This window comes from Hymenobacter cavernae, from assembly GCF_014641455.1.
Taxonomy (GTDB): domain Bacteria; phylum Bacteroidota; class Bacteroidia; order Cytophagales; family Hymenobacteraceae; genus Hymenobacter; species Hymenobacter cavernae.
Genome location: NZ_BMHT01000005.1, coordinates 431,680 through 455,999 on the forward strand (window position 1 = coordinate 431,680; position 24,320 = coordinate 455,999).

Here is a 24,320-nt window from a genome sequence, read left to right on the forward strand (position 1 = left end):
CCGATAAGCCTGAACTTCCGGCCTGGGTATTCCTGGCCCTTCGATTCGCTGGTGTTGCGCTGGTAGCCGCCGTTTTCTGGTTTGTAACCAAGTGCGGCCGTTAGCGCAGCAGCGCCTGCATTTCACGCGCATTCTCGACGCCAGCGCCGCCAATACCATTGTTGAAGTACAGGTAAACCTCTTTCACCTGCGGCGCGGCCTTAATTTCGGCGGCCACGCGCTGTAAAAACTCGGGGCTGTAGGGCGTGGTGTACAGCTCCGGTACGCCGTGGAAGCGGTAATAAAGCACGTCGGTGTTGACCACTACCTCATCCGGAAGCGGTTGCGGATGGCTCTGCCCAACGAAGGCGATGTGGTGACGGGCTAGCTCGCGAAACACCTCGCCATCCCACCAGCTTGGGTGGCGAAATTCTATCACATTATTAAAGGCCGGATCGAGGCTGTCGAGGATACGTTGGAGCAGCTCATCGGTGTAGGCGGCTTTGGGCGGCAGCTGAAACAGCACCGGACCTAGCTTTTCGCCTAAGCCTTCCTGTACGGTGGCGTAGAAGTCGGCTAGGATTGGCTGGGCTTCGGCGTTGAACTTCTTGTAGTGCGTGACCTGGCGCGGCGCTTTCACGGCAAAGCGGTAATCGGCCGGACTCTTGGCGTACCAGTCCTCAAACACCTTCAGCTCCGGCATACGGTAGAAGGTCACGTTTATCTCCAAGGTATTGAAGTGCTGCGTGTAGTACTCAAACCACTTGCGCGGCGGCAAGCCTTCCGGATACAGCACGCCTTTCCAGTCGCGGTAAGAAAAGCCAGAGCAACCGATGTAGTAGGTGGGCATAAGTAAGCTAGGCAGTGGCGCTGCTATCAATTAGCGGCCTGTTGGTAGTATGTTTTTTTCTCGCTGGTCACGTTCCAGTAGTGCAGCAGCTCCGCGTTTGTGTCCGAATCGGCAGGGTTCGTCGTTTTCGTCCACGACATAACGGTACAATCGTCTGCTAGCCGCACCGTTTTCTCCGGCGATTCGGCCAGCTGCGCCAGCATCTGTCGTTCGCAGGCGTTGTTATCGCTCACGATCGGCTTATCCGACAACATAAAAATGACCAGGAATAACCCAAGGCCTATCAAGTAGCGCGTGCGCAGCTGCCCCGCCAGATGCCTCGCCAGGTGAAAACTGGAAATACCGTAGAAGTAGATCAGAGCCAGCACAACAGGCATGATAACATCGCGGCGCAGAATGTACGGCCGGTAATCACGGTAGCCCCCGAGCGGCAGCAGCAGAATATAAACCAGGGCAAACCAACCAATCCATTTCAGAATAGTCAGGAGCTTCCCGCCTTCCTCTGTCGCAGGCTGCCGCTTGATGATGTACGCGTTCAGCAGCACTATCGCCAGCAGCAAGGGCAACCCTAGCTTTTGCTTGAGCTGCTGATAGATGCCCATCGGTATCCGGCTGTAGCGCTCCAGCAACGACACACTGTTGCCCTCCATATTTTCGGCGTTGTTCCGCCCGATATACAGTGAATACAGGCATAGCAGCGTAAGCAGCCCGAAACACAGCAGCATAGGCCAAGGCACGCTGCTTACTGCACCTAGCAAGCGTTGCTTGAGCGCCGTGCCGGCAGTCGCCTTGAAGTAGCGCCGACCAGTCAGCCAGAGCGCAGCCGGGCAAACCAGTACCACTACGCCCGGCACCACGGGCCCACCGAGCGCCAGCCCCACGGCCAGCAACAGCAGCAGGACTACACCCACGACGGAAAGTCTCACGCGCGTTTCGGAGAAAGCGGCTTGATAAAATGGCAGCAAAAACACCAGCAACAGTCCGATTGGCAAGGCATAAAATACTGTGTACGTGATTGATTTGTCGATAATACCCATCTGATTGTTGAAGCCCGCCGTCTGGAAGAGCGGCACCACCAACGCCACCGCCAGCACGAAGCGCTTATTCAGGATTCGGCTGCTACCGCTGATATATGCTCCTAGCAAATAGATAAGGAGTACCTGCACGGCTAGCTTCAGCCATGCGCAAGCTTGGTAAATGCTGTCAATGGGGCTATGCCAGCGTTGCAGCAGCAAGGGCACCGTCTTGAAATACTCAGAGAGCAGCTTGTGCGCAAAAAATCGGTTTGGTGCGGCATACACTTCGTTTTTGAGTAGGACATGCAACCCCAAAGGGTCGGTCAGCACCTGTTGGTACCAAGGTGCCGGCAGAATAATCGCCGCCATGTCGCCATCGAGGGCTACGTGCGAATGCTGCCAAAAAGAGTAGCTACTATCCAGTAGTACCAAGAGCAGCAGCACTATAGACCAATTATGCTTGAACATATCCTGAATAAAGCTAGGCGTGGGCGTAAGGCAACGTGGAACGCTCAACTGCTAAGCGCTGCTGCGGTCATCCGGCACTGTTGCCGGGTTTTCCGCCGTCAAGTTATCCAGCGCTTACCAGCCAGCCTAGCTTTTTACCCGCCCAGACACCAATTACAAGCACTGCCGGGGCTTCCTGCGTCTGTTCTCTACCAGTTATTTACTTAGCTTAGCTGCCTATGCTTTCGAAGCCTGCTTTGTGCAACTTCCCTCCCGCATTCTCAGACTTTACCCATAGCCACCACTTCCTACAAAAAGCATGAAAAGACGCTTTATCGCGCTTGCTGCGCTGGCGCTCAGCAGCCAGGCGTACGCTCAGTACACCCAAACGGCCATCAAAACGCTGCCTTATCCGCAAGCCAAGAAGGTTGACACCGTCAACACGTACTTCGGCACGAAGGTACCCGACCCCTACCGCTGGCTCGAAAACGACCAATCGGCCGACACGAAAGCCTGGGTGCAGGCCGAGAACAAGGTGACGCAGAGCTACCTAGGTCAGATTCCGTACCGCGAGAACATCCGCAAGCGCTTGGAAACGCTGTGGAACTACGAGAAGTATGGGGCACCTTTTAAGGAAGGCAAGTACACGTATTTCACTAAGAACACGGGCTTGCAGAGCCAGTCGGCGGTGTACCGGCAGGTTGGCAACGGTGCGCCCGAGCTGTTCCTCGACCCGAACACTTTCTCGAAAGACGGCACCACGTCGCTGGCAGGCATGGATTTCACTAAGGATGGCAGCCTGGCCGCATACCTGATTTCGGAAGGCGGCTCGGACTGGCGCAAGGTTATCGTGCTGAAAGCCGCCGACAAAGCCATGGTAGGCGACACGCTGAAAGACGTGAAGTTCTCGGGCATCGCCTGGAAGGGCAACGACGGCTTCTACTACAGCAGCTACGACAAGCCCAAAGTGGGCAGCCAACTGGCCGGCATGACCCAGCACCACAAGCTGTATTACCACAAGCTAGGTACGCCGCAAAGCACTGACCAGCTGGTTTTTGGCGGCGAGAAAACGCCGCGCCGCTACGTGCGCGCTTACCTCACCGAAGATCAGCGTTTTCTGGTTATCACGGCCGCCAACACGACGACCGGCAACGAGCTGTACGTGCAGGACCTGAGCAAGCCCGGCAGCGCCATCACGCAGGTGGTCGACAACTTCGACAGCGAAGCCAGCGTGATTGATAACGTCGGCAGCAAGCTCTACCTCTTCACCAATCTGAACGCGCCGAACTTCCGCGTGGTGACGGTGGACGCGGCGAACCCCAAAGCAGCCAACTGGAAAGACCTGATTCCGGAGACGAAAAACGTACTGGATGTATCAACGGTCGGCGGGAAGATTTTCGCTAAGTACCTGAAAGACGCCACCTCAATGGTGGAGCAGTACGACATGACCGGCAAGAAGGAGCGCACCATCGAGCTGCCTTCCGTTGGCTCGGCGAGCGGCTTCGGTGGCAAGAAGGACGAGAAGGAGACGTACTACACATTCACGTCGTACATCTACCCGCCCACTATTTTCAAGTACGACCTGGCTACCGGCAAATCGACGGTGTTCAAGAAGCCGAACGTGCAGTTCGACCCAACCAAGTTTGAGTCGAAGCAGGTGTTCTACAATTCTAAGGACGGCACCAAGATTCCGATGATCATCACCTACAAGAAAGGCCTGGTGATGAACGGCAAAAACCCGACGCTGCTCTACGCCTACGGCGGCTTCGGCGTGAGCGTGACACCTAGCTTTAGCACGTCCAACATCGTGCTGCTGGAAAACGGCGGCATTTACGCGGTGCCGAACCTGCGCGGCGGCGGCGAATACGGCGAAACCTGGCACCTGGCCGGCACCAAGCTCAAGAAGCAGAACGTGTTCGACGACTACATTGCGGCGGCCGAGTACCTGGTGAAGAACAACTACACCTCGAAAGACTACCTGGCTATTTCGGGCGGCTCGAACGGCGGTCTGCTCGTGGGCGCCACCATGACGCAGCACCCCGAAATGTTCAAAGTAGCCTTCCCCGCAGTGGGCGTAATGGATATGCTGCGCTACAACAAGTTCACGGCCGGCGCTGGCTGGGCCTACGACTACGGCACGGCCGAAGACTCGAAGGAGATGTTTGAGTATCTCTACAAATACTCGCCTTACCACGCCATCAAGCCCGCCTCCTACCCCGCCACGCTCGTGACAACCGCCGACCACGACGACCGGGTTGTGCCCGCGCACTCGTTCAAGTTCGGCACGCGCTTGCAGGAAAGCCAGAAAGGCACCGCGCCCGTGCTCATCCGCATCGAGACGAAAGCGGGTCATGGCGCGGGTCGCTCCACGGCCCAGGTTATCGGCGAGCAGACGGATAAGTGGGCATTCATGTTCTACAACATGGGCGTTCCGTATCAGGCCAAGACGAACTAAAACCTAGGTTTATCAAGCAAAAAAGCCGGCTCCCTCGCGAGCCGGCTTTTTTGTTTTAAAACGTAACCGTAGCGCTCAGTTGCGCCATTTCATATTTAAACTCCGTCGGATTGCCGGAGCGCTGGCTGAGGCCGACATGATTCAGACCGTACAGGTAGCGCAGATTCAGGCTTAGATTATCCAGCACATAAAACTCCGCGCCGGCGGTTGCGCTAATGCTGCGTTCTTCCGTGTCGTGCGTTATGGTGGTGCTGGCGCCATTTATCTTTTGTTTGGCTTGCAGCAATAAGTCGAACTGCGGGCCCAGGGCTATGCCAAACCTAGGTGTGAGGCTGTACTTCAGCAGCACCGGCAATGACAGATAATTAAAGCGATACTCCGTGCCGGTGCTTTTGACTTTGCCACCCATTTGCGAGAATAAATATTCCTGCTGCAAAGAGAGCTTCTGCGAGAAAGGCACCTGCACGAACAGCCCAACTACGGCACCCGGCTTCCAGGTAGTTTCGATAGAAGTAGCTGGTTTGGGGAAGCCTCTGTTGAAATTCGTATTCGATACGTTCAACCCTAGCTTAGCCCCAAACCTGACGGCGGGTTTCGTACCGGCTTGCTGCTTGGCAGTTGGTGCAGCGGCGGTGCTTGTTGCTATTGCGTCCGTGTTGGTTGAAAAGCTAGGTGTGTTTTGCGCCTCGGCAGAAGATGTTATTACAGGAAATAAAAAGGCAAGCAGGCAGTGCTTCATAAAAAGTAGGCAGCGGTAGTTTATAAGTTTGCTCAATATAGCGGCAGAATAATTTAGCATTGTCGTAACTTGCTAAAAGCCTTTCTTTTCGCGGCAAAGCCCTGATGCGGCGCGCAGAAGACCTCAATCTAGGTTTGCGCTTACTGCCAGATAGAACTGGCGCGCGCGCATTCGCGTTAGCTCCTACATTGCCCCAACCTGACCTCGCCTACTTGCACACCTCTCCAATGGCTTCTCTTAGCACTCCCGAAATCGAAATGCTCACCCGCAAGGAAATAGAAAACCGTGCCCAGGAAGTGTTGCAGCAAGCCGGCGCTACTGCCACGCTCCCCATCGACCCGCTTACGCTGGCTGATGCCGCCGGCATAAAGGTGCACAACGCGGAGTTTTCGCAAGGGAATTTGTCGGGCATGATTACCCGGCAAGGCCAGGACACGATTATTCTGGTGAAAGAATCGGAGCCGGGCAACCGCAAGCGCTTTACCATTGCCCACGAGCTAGGTCACCACTTTCTGCATCTGGCCAGCGCCGACGGCTCTTTCGTGGATAACACCATCAACCTGTTTCGCGAGCAGTTCCACGACCACGCGCCCGACGCCGACCGCGCCCGCGAAACGGAAGCCAACCGCTTTGCCGCCGCCCTGCTCATGCCCGAGTCGTTAATGCGCCGCGAATTTGCCCAGAACCCCGACATCGACTACCTGGCCTGGCGCTTTGGCGTGTCGGAGCAGGCCATGGGCTACCGCATTGCCGAACTAGGCCTACGCTAACGTATGCAAGAGCTGCTCAACTCGCTGCCCCCCGAACTGCGCGACAAAGTGGAATCCGTCGGTCCGCCGGTAAATCCGGGCGAGTTGGAGTCGTTTGAGCGAGTCACGCGAGCCCGCGACCAGAGCTTCAAGCTCCAAACCCTGGTCAACGCGTGGCGGCTTCAGAACGAGGCCGAGCGCACCCTACGGCAGAAAGTAGCCTGGTACATCCTAGGTATGCTCGCCTTCCAGACGCTGCTGGTCAACGTCTGCTTCTTCCTGATCGGCTTCAACGTTCTGCACGTCGATGCGGGCTTGTCGAAGATCTTCGTGCTGGCCGTATTTGCCGAAATCGTGTCGATGGTGCTCATTGTGCTGCGCTACCTGTTCCCGCAGCTCGGCAACGAGTTCTTGCAGCTAATCAAGGATTTGTAGTTTGGGTGCAGTAGGAACGTCATTCCGATGCCAGGAGGAATCTCGCGTGCAGTCGTTGAGGTGGTAAACCCTGACGATTGGAGTTAGCATGGCACGCGAGATGCTTCGCTCTGCATGACGTTCTGGCGAAGCACGCGAGATTCCTCGCTAGGCTCGGAATGACGTTCTGGCAAGTAGCTGAACCTGTATTCTCAGACCTAGGTTTTAGCTTTGTGCAACCGGATAAGATCCGCCGTGTCCGGTTGCTACAGGTTCTCTTCGGAACCCGCTTCGTCTGCCATGTTTCGCTCTTCTCCCGCCCGAAAAGCCCGTCGTCAATTCATTCATCGTCGGCTCCGGATGCGCTTGCGCATGTTCGCGCTGGTGTTCACCGTGATGCTGTCCATCGTGACGTACGACTTGGTAGAATTCGATACGCAGGTGCCGCCTGCCATCGGCGCGGCGCTGGGCGGCTTTGTCGTCGGGATGCTGCTGGCGCGCATCGCCAACATCCGGTGGCACGAAGAGGCCAGCCAGGTAGTAGCCAAGATGGACAAGCTAGGAGTGGCGGTGCTGGTGTGCTACGTGGCGTTTGCTTTCTCCCGGCGCTGGATCTTCGGCCATTGGTTTGCGGGCGCTGAATTGTCGGTGGTCGCCATGAGCTTCACGGCGGGCGTGATGCTCGCCCGGTTGTTCTTCATGCGCCGCGAAATCATTCGCATTCTCAAGAGCCAGGAGAAGTATTAAGGCAACCTAGGCTCACACGTAGCTAGGTTTACTGATGCGCTGATTTTCTGCTGTTGAGCAGCTATTTGCCGGTTCTCACCTGCTGGTTTTCCTGAAAAGCAATAACTGTATGATTAACAGAATTTTGGCTTCATGATAAATTCGTAAATCCGGTAGATCCAATCCATACTCCGGCTTCGTAGCTCCTGAGCAACTAAGTTTTTTCACATTAAAATCAAATTAAATGAAAAATCTTTTCAGCCTACGGAAGCTAGCTTTTGTGGGAGCACTATTCTTCGCTCTCAGCAGCTGCGACGATGATGGCGACTTTCCGGGTTACGAAGTGGGGCTTGACATTCCTTTCTACGCGCTGGAAGATGGGGTACGCCTGGTGGCTTTTTCCGCGGGTAACGCGCAAACCCCAGCCAGCGCCGCTTCCATTGCGGGCCTGCAAACAGGCGAAACCATCCTCGCCATCGACTTTCGGCCTGCTACTGGCCAGCTGTATGGCCTAGGTAGCACGAGTCGCCTCTATGTTATTGATCCGGCCACGGGTACGGCTCGCCAGATTGGCGCCGGGCCCTTCACGCCGGTCTTAAGCGGCACCATCGCCGGCTTCGATTTTAATCCTACCGTCGACCGCATACGCCTGGTGACGAGCACCGGCCAAAACCTGCGCCTGAACCCCGAGACGGGTACCGTGGCCAACACTGATGGCACCATCAACGGCGCCACCGGGGCTAGCATTGCCGCCGTGGCTTACACCGGCAACGTATCGGGGGCAACGACTACTACCCTCTATGATATTGATGTGACAACGCAAAAGCTCTATAAGCAGATGCCGCCCAACGACGGCACGCTGGTAGAAGTAGGCTCGTTGAACCTAGCCATCTCCGGCGACGGTGGCTTTGACATCGCGCCCGAAACCGACAAGGCATTAGGTCTTTTCAAAGTTGGCGGCAAGGCTACGCTCTTCTCCGTTGACCTAGCTACGGGTAAGGCCAGCATTATTTCCGCGTATAGCAAATCGTATACGGGCATCGCCATCCCAACTCAGCCGGTAGCGTACGCCGTTAATGCGACCAACAACCTACTGATCTTCAACCCGGAAAAGCCCGCCACTAGTATTGCCAAACCGATTACCGGCTTAGCTGGTGGCGAAAGCATCATTGGTATCGACTTCCGCCCCGTAAACGGCCAGCTATACGCTGTGAGCAGCAACAGCCGCGTGCTTACGCTTAATACTTCATCGGGTGCGGCCGCCGTAGTGGCAGCGCTAAGTACCCCACTCGTGGGCACTTCCTTCGGCGTCGATTTCAACCCGACCGTTGACCGCATCCGCATTGTGAGCAACACCGGCCAGAACCTGCGCGTGAACCCCGCGGACGGCGTAGCCATTGTGGATGGCGCCCTGAACCCCGGCACACCCGCCGTAACGGGCGCGGCCTACACCAACAACTTCGCGGGCGCTACCAGCACGATGCTGTACGACATTGACGTGAACACCGATAAACTCTACCTTCAAAACCCGCCGAACAACGGCACGCTGGTGGAAGTAGGCAACCTAGGGGTGAACGTAGAAGCCACCACCGGCTTCGACATCGGCGGCACCAGCAACACGCCTTACGCTCTGCTCACCTCGGGCGGTAGCACCAAGCTCTACCGCATCAACCCTAACACCGGCGCTGCCACTACCACCGGCGACTTCAACGGCTCCGCTACTGGCTTCGCGCTGGGCCTGGGTTTCTAGGAAACACTCATTGATGAAGTAAGAAAGCGCCCCGGCTAGTTAGCCGGGGCGCTTTTTGATGTTGGCAGGAAGACGGCAATCTGACAGTTGATGCCAGCTAAGCATAACAAGCTATTAAGCTAAGGTCATATGATACGTCGGCCGGTAGGCTTCGTAGTCCTGCATCACTTGCCGCAAGATGCCCATATCCTTCGGGCACGTCTGGTCGAACTCTTGCCAGTTGATGAATGTCAGCTGCGGCGGCATTTGCACCACCGCCACAATGCAGTCCCAGAAGGCATCCCAACTAACGCCATACCACTCCGGAAAACCTAGCTCGCGCTTAACTAGCTCGTGAAAGGCGGGTTTGCTGGTAATACCACTTAGGTCGATTGTCATGAGTTGATTGGTGAGGCAGATGAGGGAGCTACAAGCTCGCGCTAATTGAGTAGCTAGGGCGTACGCAGCTCGCCCAATGCAGATACGGTTCATAAGCAAAAACAATCCTGATGGGTGAGTGGTCTTAGAGCAAGCTACTTTACCAAAAAGCGGCTCACAGACTACTCGCTCATCTTACTTGCTTATGAACATTGGAATCATTGGGGCTGGCCACATCGGCAGCGCCCTGGCCGTGCGGCTCACCAGCCTTGGTCACTCGGTCTATATTGCCAACTCACGCGGCCCTGAAACCCTAACGGACTTGGCCCAAAAAACCGGTGCTACCCCCGTCACGGCCCAGGAAGCCGCCCGCCACGGAGACATCATTGTGGTCACCATTCCGCTGAAAAAAATCCCCGACCTGCCCAAAGACCTGTTCGAGGGCGTGTCCGCCGATGTGCCGGTCATTGACACGAGCAACTACTACCCCTTGCTGCGCGATGGCCAAATTCCGGAGCTGGAAAGCGGCGACCTGACCGAGAGCGAATGGGTGCAGCAGCACCTAGGCCGCCCGGTGTTGAAGGTGTTCAACAACATCTTCGCCGCGAGCCTTGAAAACAACGGCCAGCCTGCCGGCACGCCCGGCCGCATCGCGCTATTGGTGGCCGGCGACGATGCCGCCGCTAAGCAGAAGGCAATGGCCTTGGTAGAGGAGCTAGGCTTCGACGCCCTGGACGGCGGCAGCCTGCACGAGTCGTGGCGGCAGCAGCCTGGCTCGCCCCTGTACTGCACCGATTTATCTGCGGCCGACGTGCAACAGCATTTGGCTAGCCTAGGTACTGTGTACACGCCTGAGCAGCATACCCAATTCGCGGCCAACCAAGCTGCGTCAGAAAAACAATTAGAGGCACAAGGCGTCAAGCTGTAAGGGCCACAGCCCCACCCCACGTTGGCTACGCAACTGCTAGCTGGTTGTCTTAAGCCCCAACAAAAGAGCCCTGGCAGTTGCCAGGGCTCTTTTGTTGGGGCTATTCGATGAAAGGGAGTTAGTGCTTCTTGCAACAGTCTTGCTCTTGCGTAGTTTGCCGCTGCGCGGCAGTGGAGGTTGTACCTCCACCTCAAAGCTTATCACGAGCTACAAGCTCGCGCTAGTTAGGGGAGACTATCTATTATATTCTCGGTCTTTGCCCGGCCGGATTTGCAATCCAACAATTGTCTTAGCAACTCAGGCAAAACAGTGCTATCTTGCTTCTACTGGCAGCAGGGATTATGAATCCTCTATTTAAAATAGCTGGATTATAAATTCGGCCAAGTCTAGAGGCATTATCACGAGTCAGAAGTCCGTGCTAGTTGGAAGTAGCCCTCATCTCTATAAGGGTTAATAAACTAGATTAATTACAATGACATAAATAACGCGATAATAACATTACTCATATATGGCTCCTAACTCTTTTACATTCAATTGGCATCCTTTTTTAGTATTTTCGATTATAGTATCTACAGGTTTTTTTGGAGGTATTATCAATTATTATTATTCGTTTGAAGGCGATAACACAGTAAAAAATAAGGAGCGTTTTATTAGATGCGTTTTATTGTCTATTGGATCATCTTTACTAGTACCTAATTTTTTACAAATGATATCAAGCCCGATAATAGAAAAGTCATTAGAAAACTCTAACCTTTATTTAATTCTGATTGGATTTTGTTTAGTGTTCGGAATCTTTTCAAGAAGATTTATAACTGGAATAGGAGATAAGATCTTAGCCTCAGTCAAAAAAGCCGAAGAAAAGGCTGAAATCGCTGAAGAAAAGGCTAAGAAAGGCGTAGAACTAGCCGAAGAAGCAAAAACAGAGAATGACTCAACAAAACAGCAAGTAAAAGACTTAAATGTCGCATTAAGTGTTAGTGAATCAAATACAGAGTTATTACAAGAGCCCCAAGAAGATGCATACGAAGAGTTAATTAACAAGGCAAATGATTTTGTAAGAGAAACTACTATAGGAAATTATGCAATAAGACTAGAACTAAAAGCATCTCTAGGCAGAGAGATGGGGTTAATAATAATAAATAATAATTTAGATAGAGAATTTATCCTCAGTCAATCAAGTAGCGAAGGCATATATTTGGCCATATGCTACTCAGTCAAGCTTAGACCTAGGATAGGAGATTTCACCATATTAGATAAAATAAGCAATAAGATATCACAAAAATTTACAAAATATCAGTTTTGTGATTCAATTGATAAGCTAATCTTTCGCAAAGCCATGAGTTCATCTGAATATGTGAAAGCCAGGAAAATCATAGAGGGCTTCAAAATCTCGGCTGATCAAGCACTATTACAGAAGATTGAAGAGACAACTCAACTACTAAATAGGCGTGTTCATGGAGTTGAATAATATAGGAATGCGTCATCCATTTAAGACAAATTGACTCAAACATCATTGTTTAACCCTATTCATCCAGCCAAAAAGTCACAAATAGCTCTTCTGCACCCCGTTTGCTATGTCCCTCGTAGAACTTCTTAACCCGAGGTATCTACCAACGACGAAGCAAAATGAACTTTAATAACTATACCATCAAGGCGCAGGAGGCTGTGCAGAAGGCCACCGAAATTGCCGGCGCCAACCAGCAGCAAGCCATCGAGACGGGCCACCTGCTGAAGGGAATTCTGCAATCGGATGAGAACGTAGTTAGCTTCCTCACCAAGAAGCTAGGTGCCAATCAGAACCTGCTGAATACCCGCCTGGATACTATCATAAACGGTTATCCGAAGGTGAGCGGCGGGTCGCCGTACCTGTCGAACGAGGCCAACTCGGCTTTGCAGCGGGCTACAAACTACCTGAAAGAATTTGACGATGAATATGTGTCGGTGGAACACCTGCTGCTAGGTCTGCTCAGTGGCAAGGATAGCACCGCCACGCTGTTGAAAGATGTAGGCTTCACGGAGAAAGACCTGAAAGCCGCCATTAAAGAGCTACGCGGAGGCCGTAAGGTGACCAGCCAGACAGCCGAGGATCAGTACCAGAGCCTGAACCGCTACGCTCGCAACCTCAACGACCAGGTGAAAACCGGCAAAATGGACCCGGTTATTGGCCGCGACGAAGAAATTCGGCGGGTGCTACAAATCTTGTCGCGCCGTACCAAGAACAACCCTGTTCTGCTCGGTGAGCCAGGCGTTGGTAAGACTGCCATTGTGGAAGGCTTAGCCCAGCGCATCGTGGCCGGCGACGTGCCCGAAAACCTGAAAGACAAGATCATCATGTCTTTGGACATGGGCTTGCTGATTGCCGGTGCCAAATACAAAGGCGAGTTTGAGGAACGTCTCAAATCCGTCATTAAAGAAGTAACGGACTCTGAAGGTCAGATCATTCTGTTCATCGATGAGATGCACACCTTAATTGGTGCCGGTGCGGGCGGCGAAGGTGCCATGGACGCTGCCAACCTGCTCAAGCCTGCCCTGGCTCGCGGCGAGCTGCATTCCATTGGCGCCACCACGCTGAAGGAGTACCAGAAGTACATCGAGAAGGACAAGGCTTTGGAGCGTCGATTCCAGGCCGTGATGGTCGATGAGCCGTCCATCGAGGACGCCATCAGCATCATGCGCGGTATTAAGGAGAAGTACGAGCTGCACCACGGCGTGCGCATTACGGATGATGCCGTAATTGCCGCCGTTGAGCTCAGCTCGCGCTACATTACCGACCGTTTCCTTCCCGACAAAGCCATTGACTTGATGGACGAGGCCGCCGCCAAGCTCCGCATCGAGCTGAACTCCATGCCCGTGGAGCTCGACGAAGTGCAGCGCCGCATCATGCAGCTGGAGATTGAGCGCGAGGCTATTCGCCGCGAAGACAACCGCGACCGGGAAGCTGTGCTCAGCAAGGAAATTGCGGAGCTAGCTACCAAGCGCGACGACCTGAAAGCTAGGTGGCAAGGCGAGAAGGACGTGCTGACCAACATCCAGACGGTGAAGGAAAGCATCGACCGCTTCAAGGTGGAAGCCGAGCAAGCCGAACGCCAAGGCGACTACGGTCGCGTAGCCGAGCTGCGTTATGGTAAGATCCAGGAAGCCGAAGCTAAGCTGAAAGAACTGCAAACCCAGGCCAGCGAGAACAAAGACGGTGGCTCGATGCTGCAAGAAGTGGTGACCCAAGAGGACATTGCCGAAGTAGTAGCCAAGTGGACCGGCATCCCCGTGAGCAAGATGCTCGCCAGCGACCGGGAGAAACTTTTGAACCTGGAAGGCGAGCTAGGTAAGCGCGTAGCCGGCCAGTCGGAAGCCATTGCGGCTATTTCGGATGCCGTGCGCCGCTCGCGGGCTGGTTTGCAAGACCCACGCCGCCCCATTGGTTCGTTCATCTTCCTGGGCACCACCGGTGTCGGCAAGACGGAGCTAGCTAAGGCCCTGGCCGAGTACTTGTTCAACGACGAAAACGCCATGGTGCGCATCGACATGAGTGAGTACCAGGAGCGTCATGCCGTATCGCGCCTCATTGGGGCACCTCCCGGCTACGTGGGCTACGACGAAGGTGGGCAGCTGACGGAAGCCGTACGCCGCAAGCCGTACTCGGTGATCTTGCTCGACGAGATTGAGAAGGCCCATCCCGATGTGTTCAACATCCTGCTGCAAGTGCTGGATGATGGTCGCCTCACCGACAACAAAGGCCGGGTGGCGAACTTCAAGAACACCATCATCATCATGACCTCCAACACCGGGGCCGACATCATTCAGAAGAATTTCAAAGAGCTGAATGAGTACAACCATGATGAGGTAGTGGACCGTACCCGTGAGGAGGTAATTGACCGCCTCAAGCAGCACATGCGCCCTGAGTTCCTGAACCGGATTGATGAAATCATCATGTTCCAGCCGCTCAAGCGCCGCGAAATCCGCCGCATCGTGGATATCCAGTTCCGCCAGATTCAGCAGCGCCTGGAAGAAGCCGGCATCCGCTTGGAAGCTACCGACGAGGTGCTCGACTTCTTAGGTGAGCAAGGCTTCGATCCGCAGTTCGGCGCTCGCCCCTTGAAGCGCGTGTTGCAGCGCGTGATCTTGAACGAGTTATCGAAGGATATTCTCTCGGGTCGTGTGAGCAAAGACGCGGTGGTAGAAGCCGTGCTGCAAGACGGCCAAGTTCGCTTCGAGAACGTGGACGTGCAGATTCCCGGGTTGTAGACCTAGCTTTTTGTGATTGGTCAATAGAACAGCCCCGCTGACCTAGGTCGGCGGGGCTGTTCACATTTATAGCTTCAAAAACTCTTGTAGAGTAATTGTATTGACCTTCGGAAACTCAATTTGCTTGAGAACATCAAAATGCCGGTCGTTGGTGACGAGATAATCGGCGCCGGCTGCAATGGCAACGTCTACGAATTTATTATCATCAGGGTCGTCGGCAATGAGTTGCCATTTGTAGTAAGCCTCCTGAAAAGAGATATTGGGTGCCGATAGTAAGATTTCTATCACCCGGTAAGCGGTGCCGGCCGAATAATGGCGGGTTAAAACTTCGTCGTACTCGGTAAGTATCTCGTTGCTAAGCACCCAACGAAATGATTCGGCAATAAACAGCTCATACAGACGGTGAAAAGGACTCTGCCGGTTGAGCGATGCCAGCAAGCAATTAGTATCAATAACGGCCTGCCGCATCAGGAAGGCTCATTCAGCATCTGCTCGTAGTCTTCGGCGGTGTAGCCGCGCTCGGTATCGATGCGCTCTACTTCAGCTAGCATCTTCTGTGACAAGTGCGCTACAATGACGCGCTGCAAGTCAAGAATATCCTCGTCACTCATACCACGCTCAAACAGACGCAGGAGGCTCACTTGAACAGGGTTGAGTCGGGTAGGCTGAATAGGAGTAGGAGCCATGATAACTAGGTGCTTGATAGTACAGCTAGGTGGTTGATAGTACAGCAAGATAACGCCGTTTACCAAAAGAATGGTGCCCACCGTCGCATTGTAGGCATCCAGTTCCGCCAGATTCAGCAGCGCCTGGAAGAAGCCAGTATCTGCTCGGAAGCGCGTGTTGTAGCGCGTGATCCTGAATGAATTGTCGAAAGACATTCTCTCGGGTCGCGTGAGCAAAGACGCGGTGGTGGAAGCCGTGCTGCAAGACGGTCAAGTTCGCTTCGAGAACGTGGACGTGCAGATTTCCGGGGTAGTAAAACCTAGGTTTCTTGTAGTTGAATAATAAGCAGAACAGCCCCGCTGACCTAGGTCGGCGGGGCTGTTCTGCTTATTGGTTGGTTGTTACTGCTGGTGAAAGTGCTTCGTCTTCAGTCGCTTTCTCACGTATGGAGGCAAAATTCCAGATTGATTATACAACGCAACCACTTGCTCTTCTTTGCTCTTACTGAAACGTGTCAGCTTACTTATGCCTATTCCGGCGGGCACACCACCAAATACACCAACGCCTACTATTGTTCCACCAGTAGTGCTGGCAAAACCATCCGTGGCGCTACTAGCAGCAGCAACGGAAGCTATACGGACGGCAAAAGCAGCACCGATGGTGGTCCAGACCCAACCGCCGGTACGGTGCTTCTGAAATAACCGCTGCACTGCATTCACCGTGTCAGCAGGTGTGATAGTCTGTTGAGCATAGATATTGGCAGTTGTAAGGAATAAGGCACCAGTAAGTAGTACAGTTTTAATCATCACGGTATCTGAACAAGTAAAAGAAGCGAATCAAAACTATTGAAATAAAGTGACCTTCTTCTATCTGCGCTTACTTGCATAGACAAGAGGTTTTTTGTGCTGTAATCCTCGCCTGATGAACACGCTCCACGCTCCCGTCCGGATCAAGAGCCGATTTACTCATGCGTTTTCAGGATAGCCACCATTATCACGTTGAAATACGTATTGCAGCAGCCCATCCTGAGCAAGCTGTCGAAAGGAAGCTCTGACTGGCAAGCTATCGAAAGATGCCTTGCACGAGCCTAGGATTGCTTATTAACCGTATCCGTATATAATTGTGGCTCAGAACAATCCTAGCTCGTCGGGGTTCGTATAGCTAGGTACTAATCCTTTACACCTTACTCCTACCCACATGCACCACCTTTTCTTTCTTGAGCAAACCAAACGGTTTGCGCGGCAGCGCTTCTTTGCGTTGGCTTTCCTGGCCGTAGGCGCTTCTTCTTTTTTATCCTCCTGCTCGGACGACGGAACGCTGCCGAACCCATTTCTTCCGGCTAAAATCACCGTTGCTGAGCCAGCTTTATCGCCCGAGGGCGTGCAGTACGACGAGCTGAATCAGCATTTTCTGGTAAGCTCGCGCACGAAAGGGCGTATCGGAGCGGTAGAGGACAACGGCACGTACACCGTGTTCGGCGACGACTCGCGGCTGATTTCCACCATCGGCCTGAACGTAGATCAGATTCGGCACCGGGTGCTGGTGGCTGTGTCGGATAATGGCGCGAATACCACACGCACTACGCCCGCCACGTTGAACCGGCTAGCCGGCTTGGCTATCTTCAACTCCAACAACGGCAACCTCACCAAATATGTCGACCTCAGCACGTTGCGCCCCAACCAGCGCCACTTTGCCAACGATATAGCCGTCGACCTCGAAGGCAATGCCTACGTAACTGACAGCTTCTCCCCCATCATCTACAAGGTTGATACGGACGGTAACGCTTCTATCTTTCTGGAAGATGCGCAGCTAGGTGCGGCCACTGGCTTTGGCCTGAATGGCATTGTGTATCACCCGGATGGCTACCTGATTGTGGCTAAGAGCGGTGAAGGCGTGCTGTTTAAGGTTCCGATCAACAACCCCACGGCTTTCTCGCGGGTGAGCACCACCCAGAACGTTACCGGAGCCGACGGGCTGTTGCTACTCAATGCCAAGACGCTGCTGCTCGTTTCGGGCTCGCAAAGCACGGTGTACCGTCTGAGCAGCAACGACTCCTGGGCCAGCGCCAGCACCACCGGCAGCTTCGCCACGGGCCCGACCAGCCCGACTACCATCACGCGGCGCAGCATTTCAGATGCGTATGTGCTGTATCCTTACCAAGCCACGGCCGCGCAGTTTGAGATTACCAAAGTGAATTTCTAAGCTTAGCCTCACAGCCTCAGCCTGTTTACTTTCCACAAAAGAAACCCCGCCGGCACCTAGCCTGTGGGGTTTCTTATTACTAGCGGTTCTTACTGAAGCTAGGTAGGCTAGCTTTTGTAATCGTTCCCGGCAACGATTGCAGAGATTATGTCTGGGAGCTTTGCCGTAAGCAGGCTGAAGTACCCTAATATGTAAGTGCAATTCCATCAAGCTTCCTTTCTACTTAACCTCCAATTCCCCTATGTTTCCACACTCTACTCACAACCCGGCACGCTCAACCAGCAAGCGCTGGCTGCTGCTTTGCCTGCTTCTGATCTGCTCTGCCTTCTACTCGCAACTGTATGCCTACGACCTGGTGGTGGCGAAAGATGGCAGCGGCAACTACACCACCGTGCAAGCCGCCATTAATGCCGTACCGACCGGCCCCACGTCGGTTTATAGCATCTTCATCAAGAATGGCATCTACCAGGAGAAAGTCACGGTGCCGGCCAACAAGCCGTTCGTGCAGCTCGTGGGGGAAAGTGTGGCCAATACCATCCTCACCTGGAACGACAACGCCAACACGCCCAATGGCTCGGGCGGCACCCTAGGTACCGGCGGCTCGGGCAGCATCACCGTGAATGCCACCGACTTTTCGGCGCTGAATATCACCTTCGTAAACTCCTTCGGCGACGGCTCGCAGGCTGTAGCGGTCAGCCTGTATGCCGACCGGGCCGCGTTCAAGAACTGCCGCTTTCAGGGCAACCAAGACACGCTGCTGAACTACGGCAACGGCCGCCAGTACTTCAAGGACTGCTACATCGACGGCAACGTGGACTTTATTTTCGGCAATGCTATTGCGCTGTTCGACAACTGCGTGATCTATGCAAAAACCCGGACCACGGCCGGTAGCTCGTTTATCACGGCCGCTAACACGCCGCCCGGCCAGGCGTATGGCTACGTGTTTCGCAACGCCAAGATTCCGTCGAACACCGGCGGCACGCAGTACTACCTAGGTCGGCCGTGGCAGAACTCTGCCGGCTTCAATCCGCTGGCCGAAAACAAGGTTGTTTTCCTGAAAACCACGATTGGCGCCAATCAGATCTTACCGGCCGGTTGGGTGACCTGGGACGCGGGCACCGACGTAACGAAGATTACCTACGCTGAGTACAAAACGCAGTATTTCGGCGGCAAGCTGGTGCCCGTGAGCCAACGCGTAACGTGGTCGAAGCAATTGACCGATGCCGACACGGCTAGGTATGTGAAGGACAATCTGTTTGGTACCTGGGACCCTTGCACTGTGGCGGCTGGTTTCTGCACCACGATGAACACGCCGGATATTGCCGTATCAAACTTCCGGGTGGCGAAAGGGGCAGCGCAGGCAACGTTCGACTGGAACATCAGCTGGGCCATGAGCCAGCTCAAGTATGAGCTGTTTCGCTCCGCCGATAACGTGACGTTCAGCAAGATCTACGAAGTAACCGCTCAGAACGACTCGACTTACAACTTCCAGACAACTGATGCGCTACCCGCCGCGGGCAACCTCTACTACTATTATGTGCGCGCTTCCAAGGCGGGACTGGCTACGCATACTACGCCTACTATTCAGGTGTCGAGCGTGCCAACCATCAACATCACGAGTGGTACCAATACATTCGTGCAGTACAGCAATGGCCCTTCGGCCCCACAAACCTACGTGCTGGGTGGCGTGAACCTGCTGGGCCCGGTGACCGTTACGCCGCCCGCCAACTACGAAGTTTCGGCCAACGGCGGCCCTACCTGGTATAATGCTACAAACCCGCTGGTACTTACGCCCACGAATAATACGCTGGCGAATATGACCATTAGCGTACGGCTGAACGCGGCTGCTGCGGGCGCCTACAGCGGCAACATTGTGCACATCACTACCGGAGCCACCGCCGTAAACGTGGCCGTGAATGGCACCAAGGTGAATACGCCGCAGCCCATATCGGCGCCGTTGCAGTGGTGGCCGCTGAAGGCAAATAATCAAGATAGCCTAGGTGTTCGGGGGGCAGACGTGCTTCCTAGTACGTCCACGCTGCGAAACTTCTACGTTTCGAATGGCACAACGGTACCAGCGGTTAAAGCTTACTCCAGAACGTTCGGTCAAGCGTTAGGTGCGTCTTCCAATGGGGACGGCACCTGGATACCTAGCCCCAGCAGTAACCCCAACCGCCGCTATTATGAGGAGTTTACCATCACCGCCAGCGACATTACCATACGGATCGACTCATTGGTGTTCACTGCTGGCTTTTATGGCACCGCTAACGGGCGCTTAGCCGTTCTAACGTCCCGTAGTGGTTTCGTTTCTGACTCAACGGAGCTGGCAGGCGGTCGGGGCCCGACAGGTAGTCTGAACAGTACTACTGGCCTAGGCACCTTCGCAAGTCCTTTGGTGCTAGCTAATCAAACGAATGGGGTTAATACTACTTTTCGTTTTCCCCTGAACGGCACCACTGGCATAAGACTTACAACCGGACAAAAGCTGACGATTCGACTTTATTTTTCTGCTGGTACTACCAGCGCTGGTCGGTATTCGTTGCTCAGGGATGTGCTCGTTAAAGGCGAGCAACTTATTATCACGGCGGCCTCTAAGCCGCTGGCTGGCACCTTGTTCCAGGTTTACCCCAACCCGACTCATGACGGCAACCTGATGGTAAACCTAGGTGGCTACTCGCAGGAGGTGCACCTAACGCTGTGCAACGCCCTCGGCCAGCAGCTCTACTCAACCAAAGTGAAAGCAGGCCAGACGGAGCTGTCGTTGCCCCTAGGTAAGCTAGCGTCGGGCGTATACATCCTGCGGGCCCAAAGCCAGGGCAGCACTGAGGTGCGCCGGATTGTGCGGGAGTAACCTTCTTCGCTTTACCAGAACGGCCCCGCCAAGTATGTTGGCGGGGCCGTTCTGGTATGTAGCAATCAACTATTTGTGGGCTTGTCGTTCTTTTTGCGCTTGTAAGTCTCGCCGGACCGCTTCGCGCATATAGGCCGCATTTGCAAAGTGCTTGCTCTTGAGCTTGCGGCGCAACTTAGCAGGAATGGGTACACCTTGCTCGTAATTCTGCTGAATCGTATTGAGCTTGATCTTGCTATAAGTGGTCAGGCGCATAATGTAGCCCAGTGCAGAGGCACCTATAACAGGTACACCGATAGCCACTTGCCAACCCGGTGGTGGATCTTTGTCGACCACTCTGCCATTGACACTAGTTACGGTAGGCTGTAGCATAGACAACCCAACAGGCACCCCCAAGAGGTAGAGCCAAGCATTCGTCCGTTTCTGTACAAACAGCGAGATCAATGCTCCGGCTGTATCAGCTGCCATGCTATGCTTATCGTAATACGGCAGGTACCACTTTCCAACCATTACGGGCTTTAGAGAATCGGCTCGTTCAGGATCAAATGACAACCAAGCATCTGGCAGCCTGATTGGCTTAGCAGTAGTATCCGTTTGAGCTAGGACCTTAGTACTGAGCAGCAATCCTAGCGATAACACGAGTAAAATTTTAGGCATCAACTTAACCAACGTAGTGTAGTACTAGAATTGTGCACCTAGGTTTCTATTGTAGCTCCGGAGTACTTACAGAGATTTATCGTACGTTTCAAGTACCCGGCATTGTGCAGATTGCAGGCCAAATATCAGGTTTACCCCACTGAACTGTGACGATCTTATAGATTTGCGCATGTCTGTTTTTCAAACCTACCTCAAACTAGGCTTTTTCCACATTTTCAACTTGCAGGCCTACGATCACCTCGTGTTCCTGCTAGCCCTGTGTGCCCCCTACGTGCTGGCCGATTGGCGCCGCGTGGTAGCCTTAGTCACGAGCTTCACGGTGGGGCATAGTCTCACCCTAGCGCTGGCTACCCTAGGTTTTGTGCAGTATGATGTAAAGGTGATCGAGACGCTGATTCCCATCACGATTCTACTGACGTGCCTCCTGAATATGCGCCAAACCGGGCGGGGGCAGGAGCGCCGCCTGGACCGCCAGAGGTCAGTGCTGCTGGCGCTGCCGAACCTGCTTGCCGCTATTTTTGGTCTTATTCACGGGCTGGGTTTTTCGAGCTACCTGCGCGAGCTGCTTGGGCGCCAGAGTCGGCCGGTGCTGGAGCTGCTGGCCTTCAACCTAGGGGTGGAGCTAGGTCAGCTACTGATCGTATCCATCATTCTGCTCATCGGGTTTGTAGTGCTGCACTTACTACATGCTGCCCGCCGCGACTGGATCCTGGTGGTGAGCGGCGCAGCAGCGGGTGTGGCGGTAGTGCTTCTGCTCGGGGCCTAGCACGGCAATATTTCTGACCTAGCTTCTTTATGCAACGTAGCGCTCCTACGGCTTGTCTGTAGGCACGTTATGGAGGCAAGCTTTGTATATTTGTTTTCTTTCTGCCTCGAAATACCTTCTTTATTATGCTGAAATACTTACTGTTAGCAGTCGGTGCCGCCGGGCTGGCCGCTACGCCGTTGCGGGCCCAGACCACCAACTCGGGCACCGACAAGTTCGCGCAGCTCGAAACCCTGCTGCCGACGCCCAACGAGTACCGCACCGCCAGCGGTGCCCCCGGTCACGCCTACTGGCAGCAGCGTGCCGATTACAACATCCGCGTGAAGCTCGACGACGACAAGCAGGCCATCACCGGCTCGGAGGACATCACCTACACCAACCTCTCGCCCGACGTACTGACTTACCTGTGGGTGCAGCTCGACCAGAACATTCTGGATAAGAACTCGATAACTACCGCTACGCAGGTAGCCAAGGTGCAGGAGAAGATGACGTTCCAGGCCATGGACTACCTGATGAAGTCGGACTTCGACGGTGGTTTCAAAATTGAATCGGTGAAGATGAAAGGCGGCAAAGATCTGCCCTACACCATCAACCACACCATGATGCGCATCGACCTGCCCACGCCGTTGCGGCCGAAGCAGTCCGTGACGTTCAGCATGGCGTGGCACTACAACATCAACGACCAGCTCAAGATCAGCGAGCGGTCGGGCTACGAGTATTTCCCGGAGGACAAGAACTACCTCTACGAAATCGCGCAGTTCTACCCGCGCATGGCCGTGTACTCCGACAATCAGGGCTGGCAGCAAAAGCAATTCCTAGGTCAGGGCGAGTTTACGCTGCCATTCGGCGACTACCGCGTGAGCATCACCGCTCCCGCCGACCACGTCGTGGGCGCGACCGGCACCTTGCAGAACCCCGACCAGGTGCTGACCGCCACCCAGCGCAAGCGCCTGGCCGGCGCTGTTGGGGCCAAGAAGCCGGTCGTTATCGTGACGCAAGACGAAGCCGTGAAGGCCGAAGGCAGCCGCGCCAAAGGCACCAAAACCTGGACGTATGCCGCCAAGAACGTGCGCGACTTCGCTTGGTGCAGCTCCCGCAAGTTTATCTGGGATGCCCTAGGTATCAAGCAGGGCGGCAAGAACGTGCTGTGCATGAGCTACTACCCGAAGGAAGGCAACCCATTGTGGGGCCAGTACTCGACGCAGGTGGTAGCCCACACGATCAAGACCTATTCGAAGTTCACCATTCCGTATGAGTACCCCGTAGCTATTTCGGTGCACGGTCCGGTGGGCGGCATGGAGTACCCGATGATCTGCTTCAACGGCGGCCGCCCAGAGAAAGACGGCACCTACTCGGCGGAGCGGAAGTACGGGATGATTTCGGTGATTATTCACGAAGTCGGCCACAACTTCTTCCCCATGATCATCAACTCCGATGAGCGCCAGTGGACCTGGATGGACGAAGGCTTGAACAGCTTTGTGCAGTTCCTGACGGAGCAAGAATGGCAGCGCGACTATCCTTCGCGCCGCGGCGAACCGAAGAACATCGTGCCTTACATGAGCATGGACAAGAACCTGCAAAACTCGATCATGACCAACTCGGAGTCGGTGTTGCAGCTAGGTAATAACGCCTACGGCAAGCCCGCTACTGCGCTCAACGTGCTGCGCGAAACTGTGATGGGCCGGCAACTGTTCGACTACGCTTTCAAGGAATACGCCACGCGTTGGGCCTACAAGCACCCGCAGCCGGCCGATTTCTTCCGCACGATGGAAGACGCTTCGGGCGTCGACCTCGACTGGTTCTGGCGCGGCTGGTTCTACGGCACCGACCACACCGACCTCAGCATTGAAGGCGTGAAGTGGTACACGGTGGATTCGAAGAACCCCGAAATCGAGAATGCCCGCAAGCGCGATATGCTCAACGCGGCGCCCAAAACCATTACGCAGCAGCGCAACCTCACCGACCTGCAAAAGACGCTGGTAGATGAGAAGCCCGAGTTGAAGGACTTCTACAACAACTACGACCCCACCGCTACCACCGACGCCGACCGTGCCCGTTATCAGCAGTATGTCAAGACGTTGAACGCCGATCAGCAGAAACGCCTCAATAATGGCTTGCAGTTCTACGAGGTGAACCTGCGCAACCTAGGTGGCTTGGTGATGCCCGTTATCGTACAGATGACCTACGAAGATGGCAAGCAGGAACTAGTGAACATTCCGGCTGAGATCTGGCGTAAGAACAACGAAGAAGTGACGAAAGTCTTCGTGACGGAGAAGCCCGTAGTTGCCTTCACCCTCGACCCCTACCTGCAAACCGCCGACACCGACCTGAGCAACAACAGCTTCCCGCGTAAGCTAGCTCCGTCGCGCTTCGAGCTGTTTCAGCAGCAGCAGCAAGCCGTTCCGAACCCCATGCAGCAGCAGTCAAGTGCTGCTAACCCGGAGAAAAAAGCAAACGGCACCGGCAGCACCAGTGGCGGCACGAATTAATTCCGCAGCAAGTATTATTTAATGTTAATATTAAGAA

At 54.5% G+C, this 24,320-nt stretch carries 21 protein-coding genes; 13 read left to right on the plus strand and 8 right to left on the minus strand.

Annotated elements, in window-relative coordinates:
- Positions 1-100: 100 nt before the first annotated feature.
- Together IEX74_RS15385 and IEX74_RS15390 are read right to left on the minus strand one after the other, a co-directional pair.
- On the minus strand, positions 101-829 hold the full coding sequence (locus IEX74_RS15385) for a DUF72 domain-containing protein (protein WP_188814899.1): 729 nt from the start codon (positions 827-829) through the stop codon (positions 101-103).
- A 26-nt stretch (positions 830-855) separates the two neighbouring features.
- Entirely contained in the window at positions 856-2,313 is a 1,458-nt protein-coding gene (locus IEX74_RS15390; RefSeq protein WP_188814900.1) for a hypothetical protein, read from the minus strand.
- A gap of 298 nt (positions 2,314-2,611) precedes the next feature.
- On the opposite strand from IEX74_RS15390, the gene IEX74_RS15395 reads away from it, so the two are divergent.
- Entirely contained in the window at positions 2,612-4,747 is a 2,136-nt protein-coding gene (locus IEX74_RS15395; protein WP_188814901.1) for a prolyl oligopeptidase family serine peptidase, read from the plus strand.
- 55 nt (positions 4,748-4,802) lie between these two features.
- Here the strand turns inward: IEX74_RS15395 and IEX74_RS15400 are convergent, their stop codons facing one another.
- Positions 4,803-5,486 (minus strand): porin family protein, encoded by a 684-nt coding sequence (locus IEX74_RS15400; protein ID WP_188814902.1) that lies wholly within the window; start codon positions 5,484-5,486, stop codon positions 4,803-4,805.
- A 227-nt stretch (positions 5,487-5,713) separates the two neighbouring features.
- On the opposite strand from IEX74_RS15400, the gene IEX74_RS15405 reads away from it, so the two are divergent.
- The 4 genes from IEX74_RS15405 (at position 5,714) to IEX74_RS15420 (ending at position 9,125) form a co-directional block, all read left to right on the plus strand.
- Positions 5,714-6,256, plus strand: a complete 543-nt coding sequence (locus IEX74_RS15405) for an ImmA/IrrE family metallo-endopeptidase (RefSeq protein ID WP_188814903.1) — start codon at positions 5,714-5,716, stop codon at positions 6,254-6,256.
- A 3-nt stretch (positions 6,257-6,259) separates the two neighbouring features.
- The gene (locus IEX74_RS15410; protein WP_188814904.1) at positions 6,260-6,670 is read left to right on the plus strand and encodes a hypothetical protein; all 411 of its coding nucleotides are present in this window, start codon (positions 6,260-6,262) and stop codon (positions 6,668-6,670) included.
- 279 nt (positions 6,671-6,949) lie between these two features.
- Entirely contained in the window at positions 6,950-7,396 is a 447-nt protein-coding gene (locus tag IEX74_RS15415) for a hypothetical protein (protein WP_188814905.1), read from the plus strand.
- Positions 7,397-7,619: 223 nt separating this feature from the next.
- Positions 7,620-9,125 carry a DUF4394 domain-containing protein gene (locus IEX74_RS15420; RefSeq protein WP_188814906.1) on the plus strand — a complete coding sequence of 502 codons (1,506 nt, stop codon included), beginning with the start codon at positions 7,620-7,622 and terminating at the stop codon, positions 9,123-9,125.
- A 114-nt stretch (positions 9,126-9,239) separates the two neighbouring features.
- Here the strand turns inward: IEX74_RS15420 and IEX74_RS15425 are convergent, their stop codons facing one another.
- A complete protein-coding gene (locus tag IEX74_RS15425; RefSeq protein ID WP_188814907.1) occupies positions 9,240-9,503 on the minus strand; it encodes a barstar family protein in 264 nt (87 codons plus the stop codon).
- A gap of 184 nt (positions 9,504-9,687) precedes the next feature.
- Between IEX74_RS15425 and IEX74_RS15430 the strand changes: the two genes are divergently transcribed.
- The 3 genes from IEX74_RS15430 (at position 9,688) to clpB (ending at position 14,652) form a co-directional block, all read left to right on the plus strand.
- Positions 9,688-10,410 carry an NADPH-dependent F420 reductase gene (locus IEX74_RS15430; RefSeq protein ID WP_188814908.1) on the plus strand — a complete coding sequence of 241 codons (723 nt, stop codon included), beginning with the start codon at positions 9,688-9,690 and terminating at the stop codon, positions 10,408-10,410.
- 508 nt (positions 10,411-10,918) lie between these two features.
- The gene (locus IEX74_RS15435; protein ID WP_188814909.1) at positions 10,919-11,878 is read left to right on the plus strand and encodes a YEATS-associated helix-containing protein; all 960 of its coding nucleotides are present in this window, start codon (positions 10,919-10,921) and stop codon (positions 11,876-11,878) included.
- Positions 11,879-12,036: 158 nt separating this feature from the next.
- On the plus strand, positions 12,037-14,652 hold the full coding sequence (gene clpB, locus IEX74_RS15440; protein WP_188814910.1) for an ATP-dependent chaperone ClpB: 2,616 nt from the start codon (positions 12,037-12,039) through the stop codon (positions 14,650-14,652).
- Positions 14,653-14,718: 66 nt separating this feature from the next.
- On the opposite strand, the gene IEX74_RS15445 is transcribed toward clpB, so the two are convergent.
- A complete protein-coding gene (locus IEX74_RS15445) occupies positions 14,719-15,120 on the minus strand; it encodes a putative toxin-antitoxin system toxin component, PIN family (protein ID WP_188814911.1) in 402 nt (133 codons plus the stop codon).
- Entirely contained in the window at positions 15,120-15,533 is a 414-nt protein-coding gene (locus IEX74_RS15450; protein WP_188814912.1) for a DUF8507 family protein, read from the minus strand. Before IEX74_RS15450 ends, IEX74_RS15445 begins: the two co-directional genes overlap by 1 nt.
- Between IEX74_RS15450 and IEX74_RS15455 the strand changes: the two genes are divergently transcribed.
- Positions 15,520-15,660: a hypothetical protein gene (locus tag IEX74_RS15455; RefSeq protein ID WP_188814913.1), complete on the plus strand. Its 141-nt coding sequence runs from the start codon at positions 15,520-15,522 to the stop codon at positions 15,658-15,660. The genes IEX74_RS15450 and IEX74_RS15455 overlap by 14 nt on opposite strands.
- A gap of 59 nt (positions 15,661-15,719) precedes the next feature.
- Here the strand turns inward: IEX74_RS15455 and IEX74_RS15460 are convergent, their stop codons facing one another.
- Positions 15,720-16,124 carry a hypothetical protein gene (locus IEX74_RS15460; RefSeq protein ID WP_188814914.1) on the minus strand — a complete coding sequence of 135 codons (405 nt, stop codon included), beginning with the start codon at positions 16,122-16,124 and terminating at the stop codon, positions 15,720-15,722.
- Positions 16,125-16,515: 391 nt separating this feature from the next.
- Between IEX74_RS15460 and IEX74_RS15465 the strand changes: the two genes are divergently transcribed.
- Both IEX74_RS15465 and IEX74_RS15470 read left to right on the plus strand, forming a co-directional pair.
- Positions 16,516-17,520: a hypothetical protein gene (locus tag IEX74_RS15465; protein ID WP_188814915.1), complete on the plus strand. Its 1,005-nt coding sequence runs from the start codon at positions 16,516-16,518 to the stop codon at positions 17,518-17,520.
- 241 nt (positions 17,521-17,761) lie between these two features.
- Positions 17,762-20,371: a pectinesterase family protein gene (locus tag IEX74_RS15470; protein WP_188814916.1), complete on the plus strand. Its 2,610-nt coding sequence runs from the start codon at positions 17,762-17,764 to the stop codon at positions 20,369-20,371.
- Between the two features lie 69 nt (positions 20,372-20,440).
- Here the strand turns inward: IEX74_RS15470 and IEX74_RS15475 are convergent, their stop codons facing one another.
- On the minus strand, positions 20,441-21,028 hold the full coding sequence (locus IEX74_RS15475) for a hypothetical protein (protein WP_188814917.1): 588 nt from the start codon (positions 21,026-21,028) through the stop codon (positions 20,441-20,443).
- Between the two features lie 169 nt (positions 21,029-21,197).
- Between IEX74_RS15475 and IEX74_RS15480 the strand changes: the two genes are divergently transcribed.
- Positions 21,198-21,794 carry a HupE/UreJ family protein gene (locus IEX74_RS15480; protein WP_188814918.1) on the plus strand — a complete coding sequence of 199 codons (597 nt, stop codon included), beginning with the start codon at positions 21,198-21,200 and terminating at the stop codon, positions 21,792-21,794.
- Between the two features lie 125 nt (positions 21,795-21,919).
- Positions 21,920-24,283, plus strand: coding sequence for a M1 family metallopeptidase (locus tag IEX74_RS15485; RefSeq protein ID WP_188814919.1), 2,364 nt, complete (start codon positions 21,920-21,922; stop codon positions 24,281-24,283).
- Positions 24,284-24,320 lie beyond the last annotated feature (37 nt).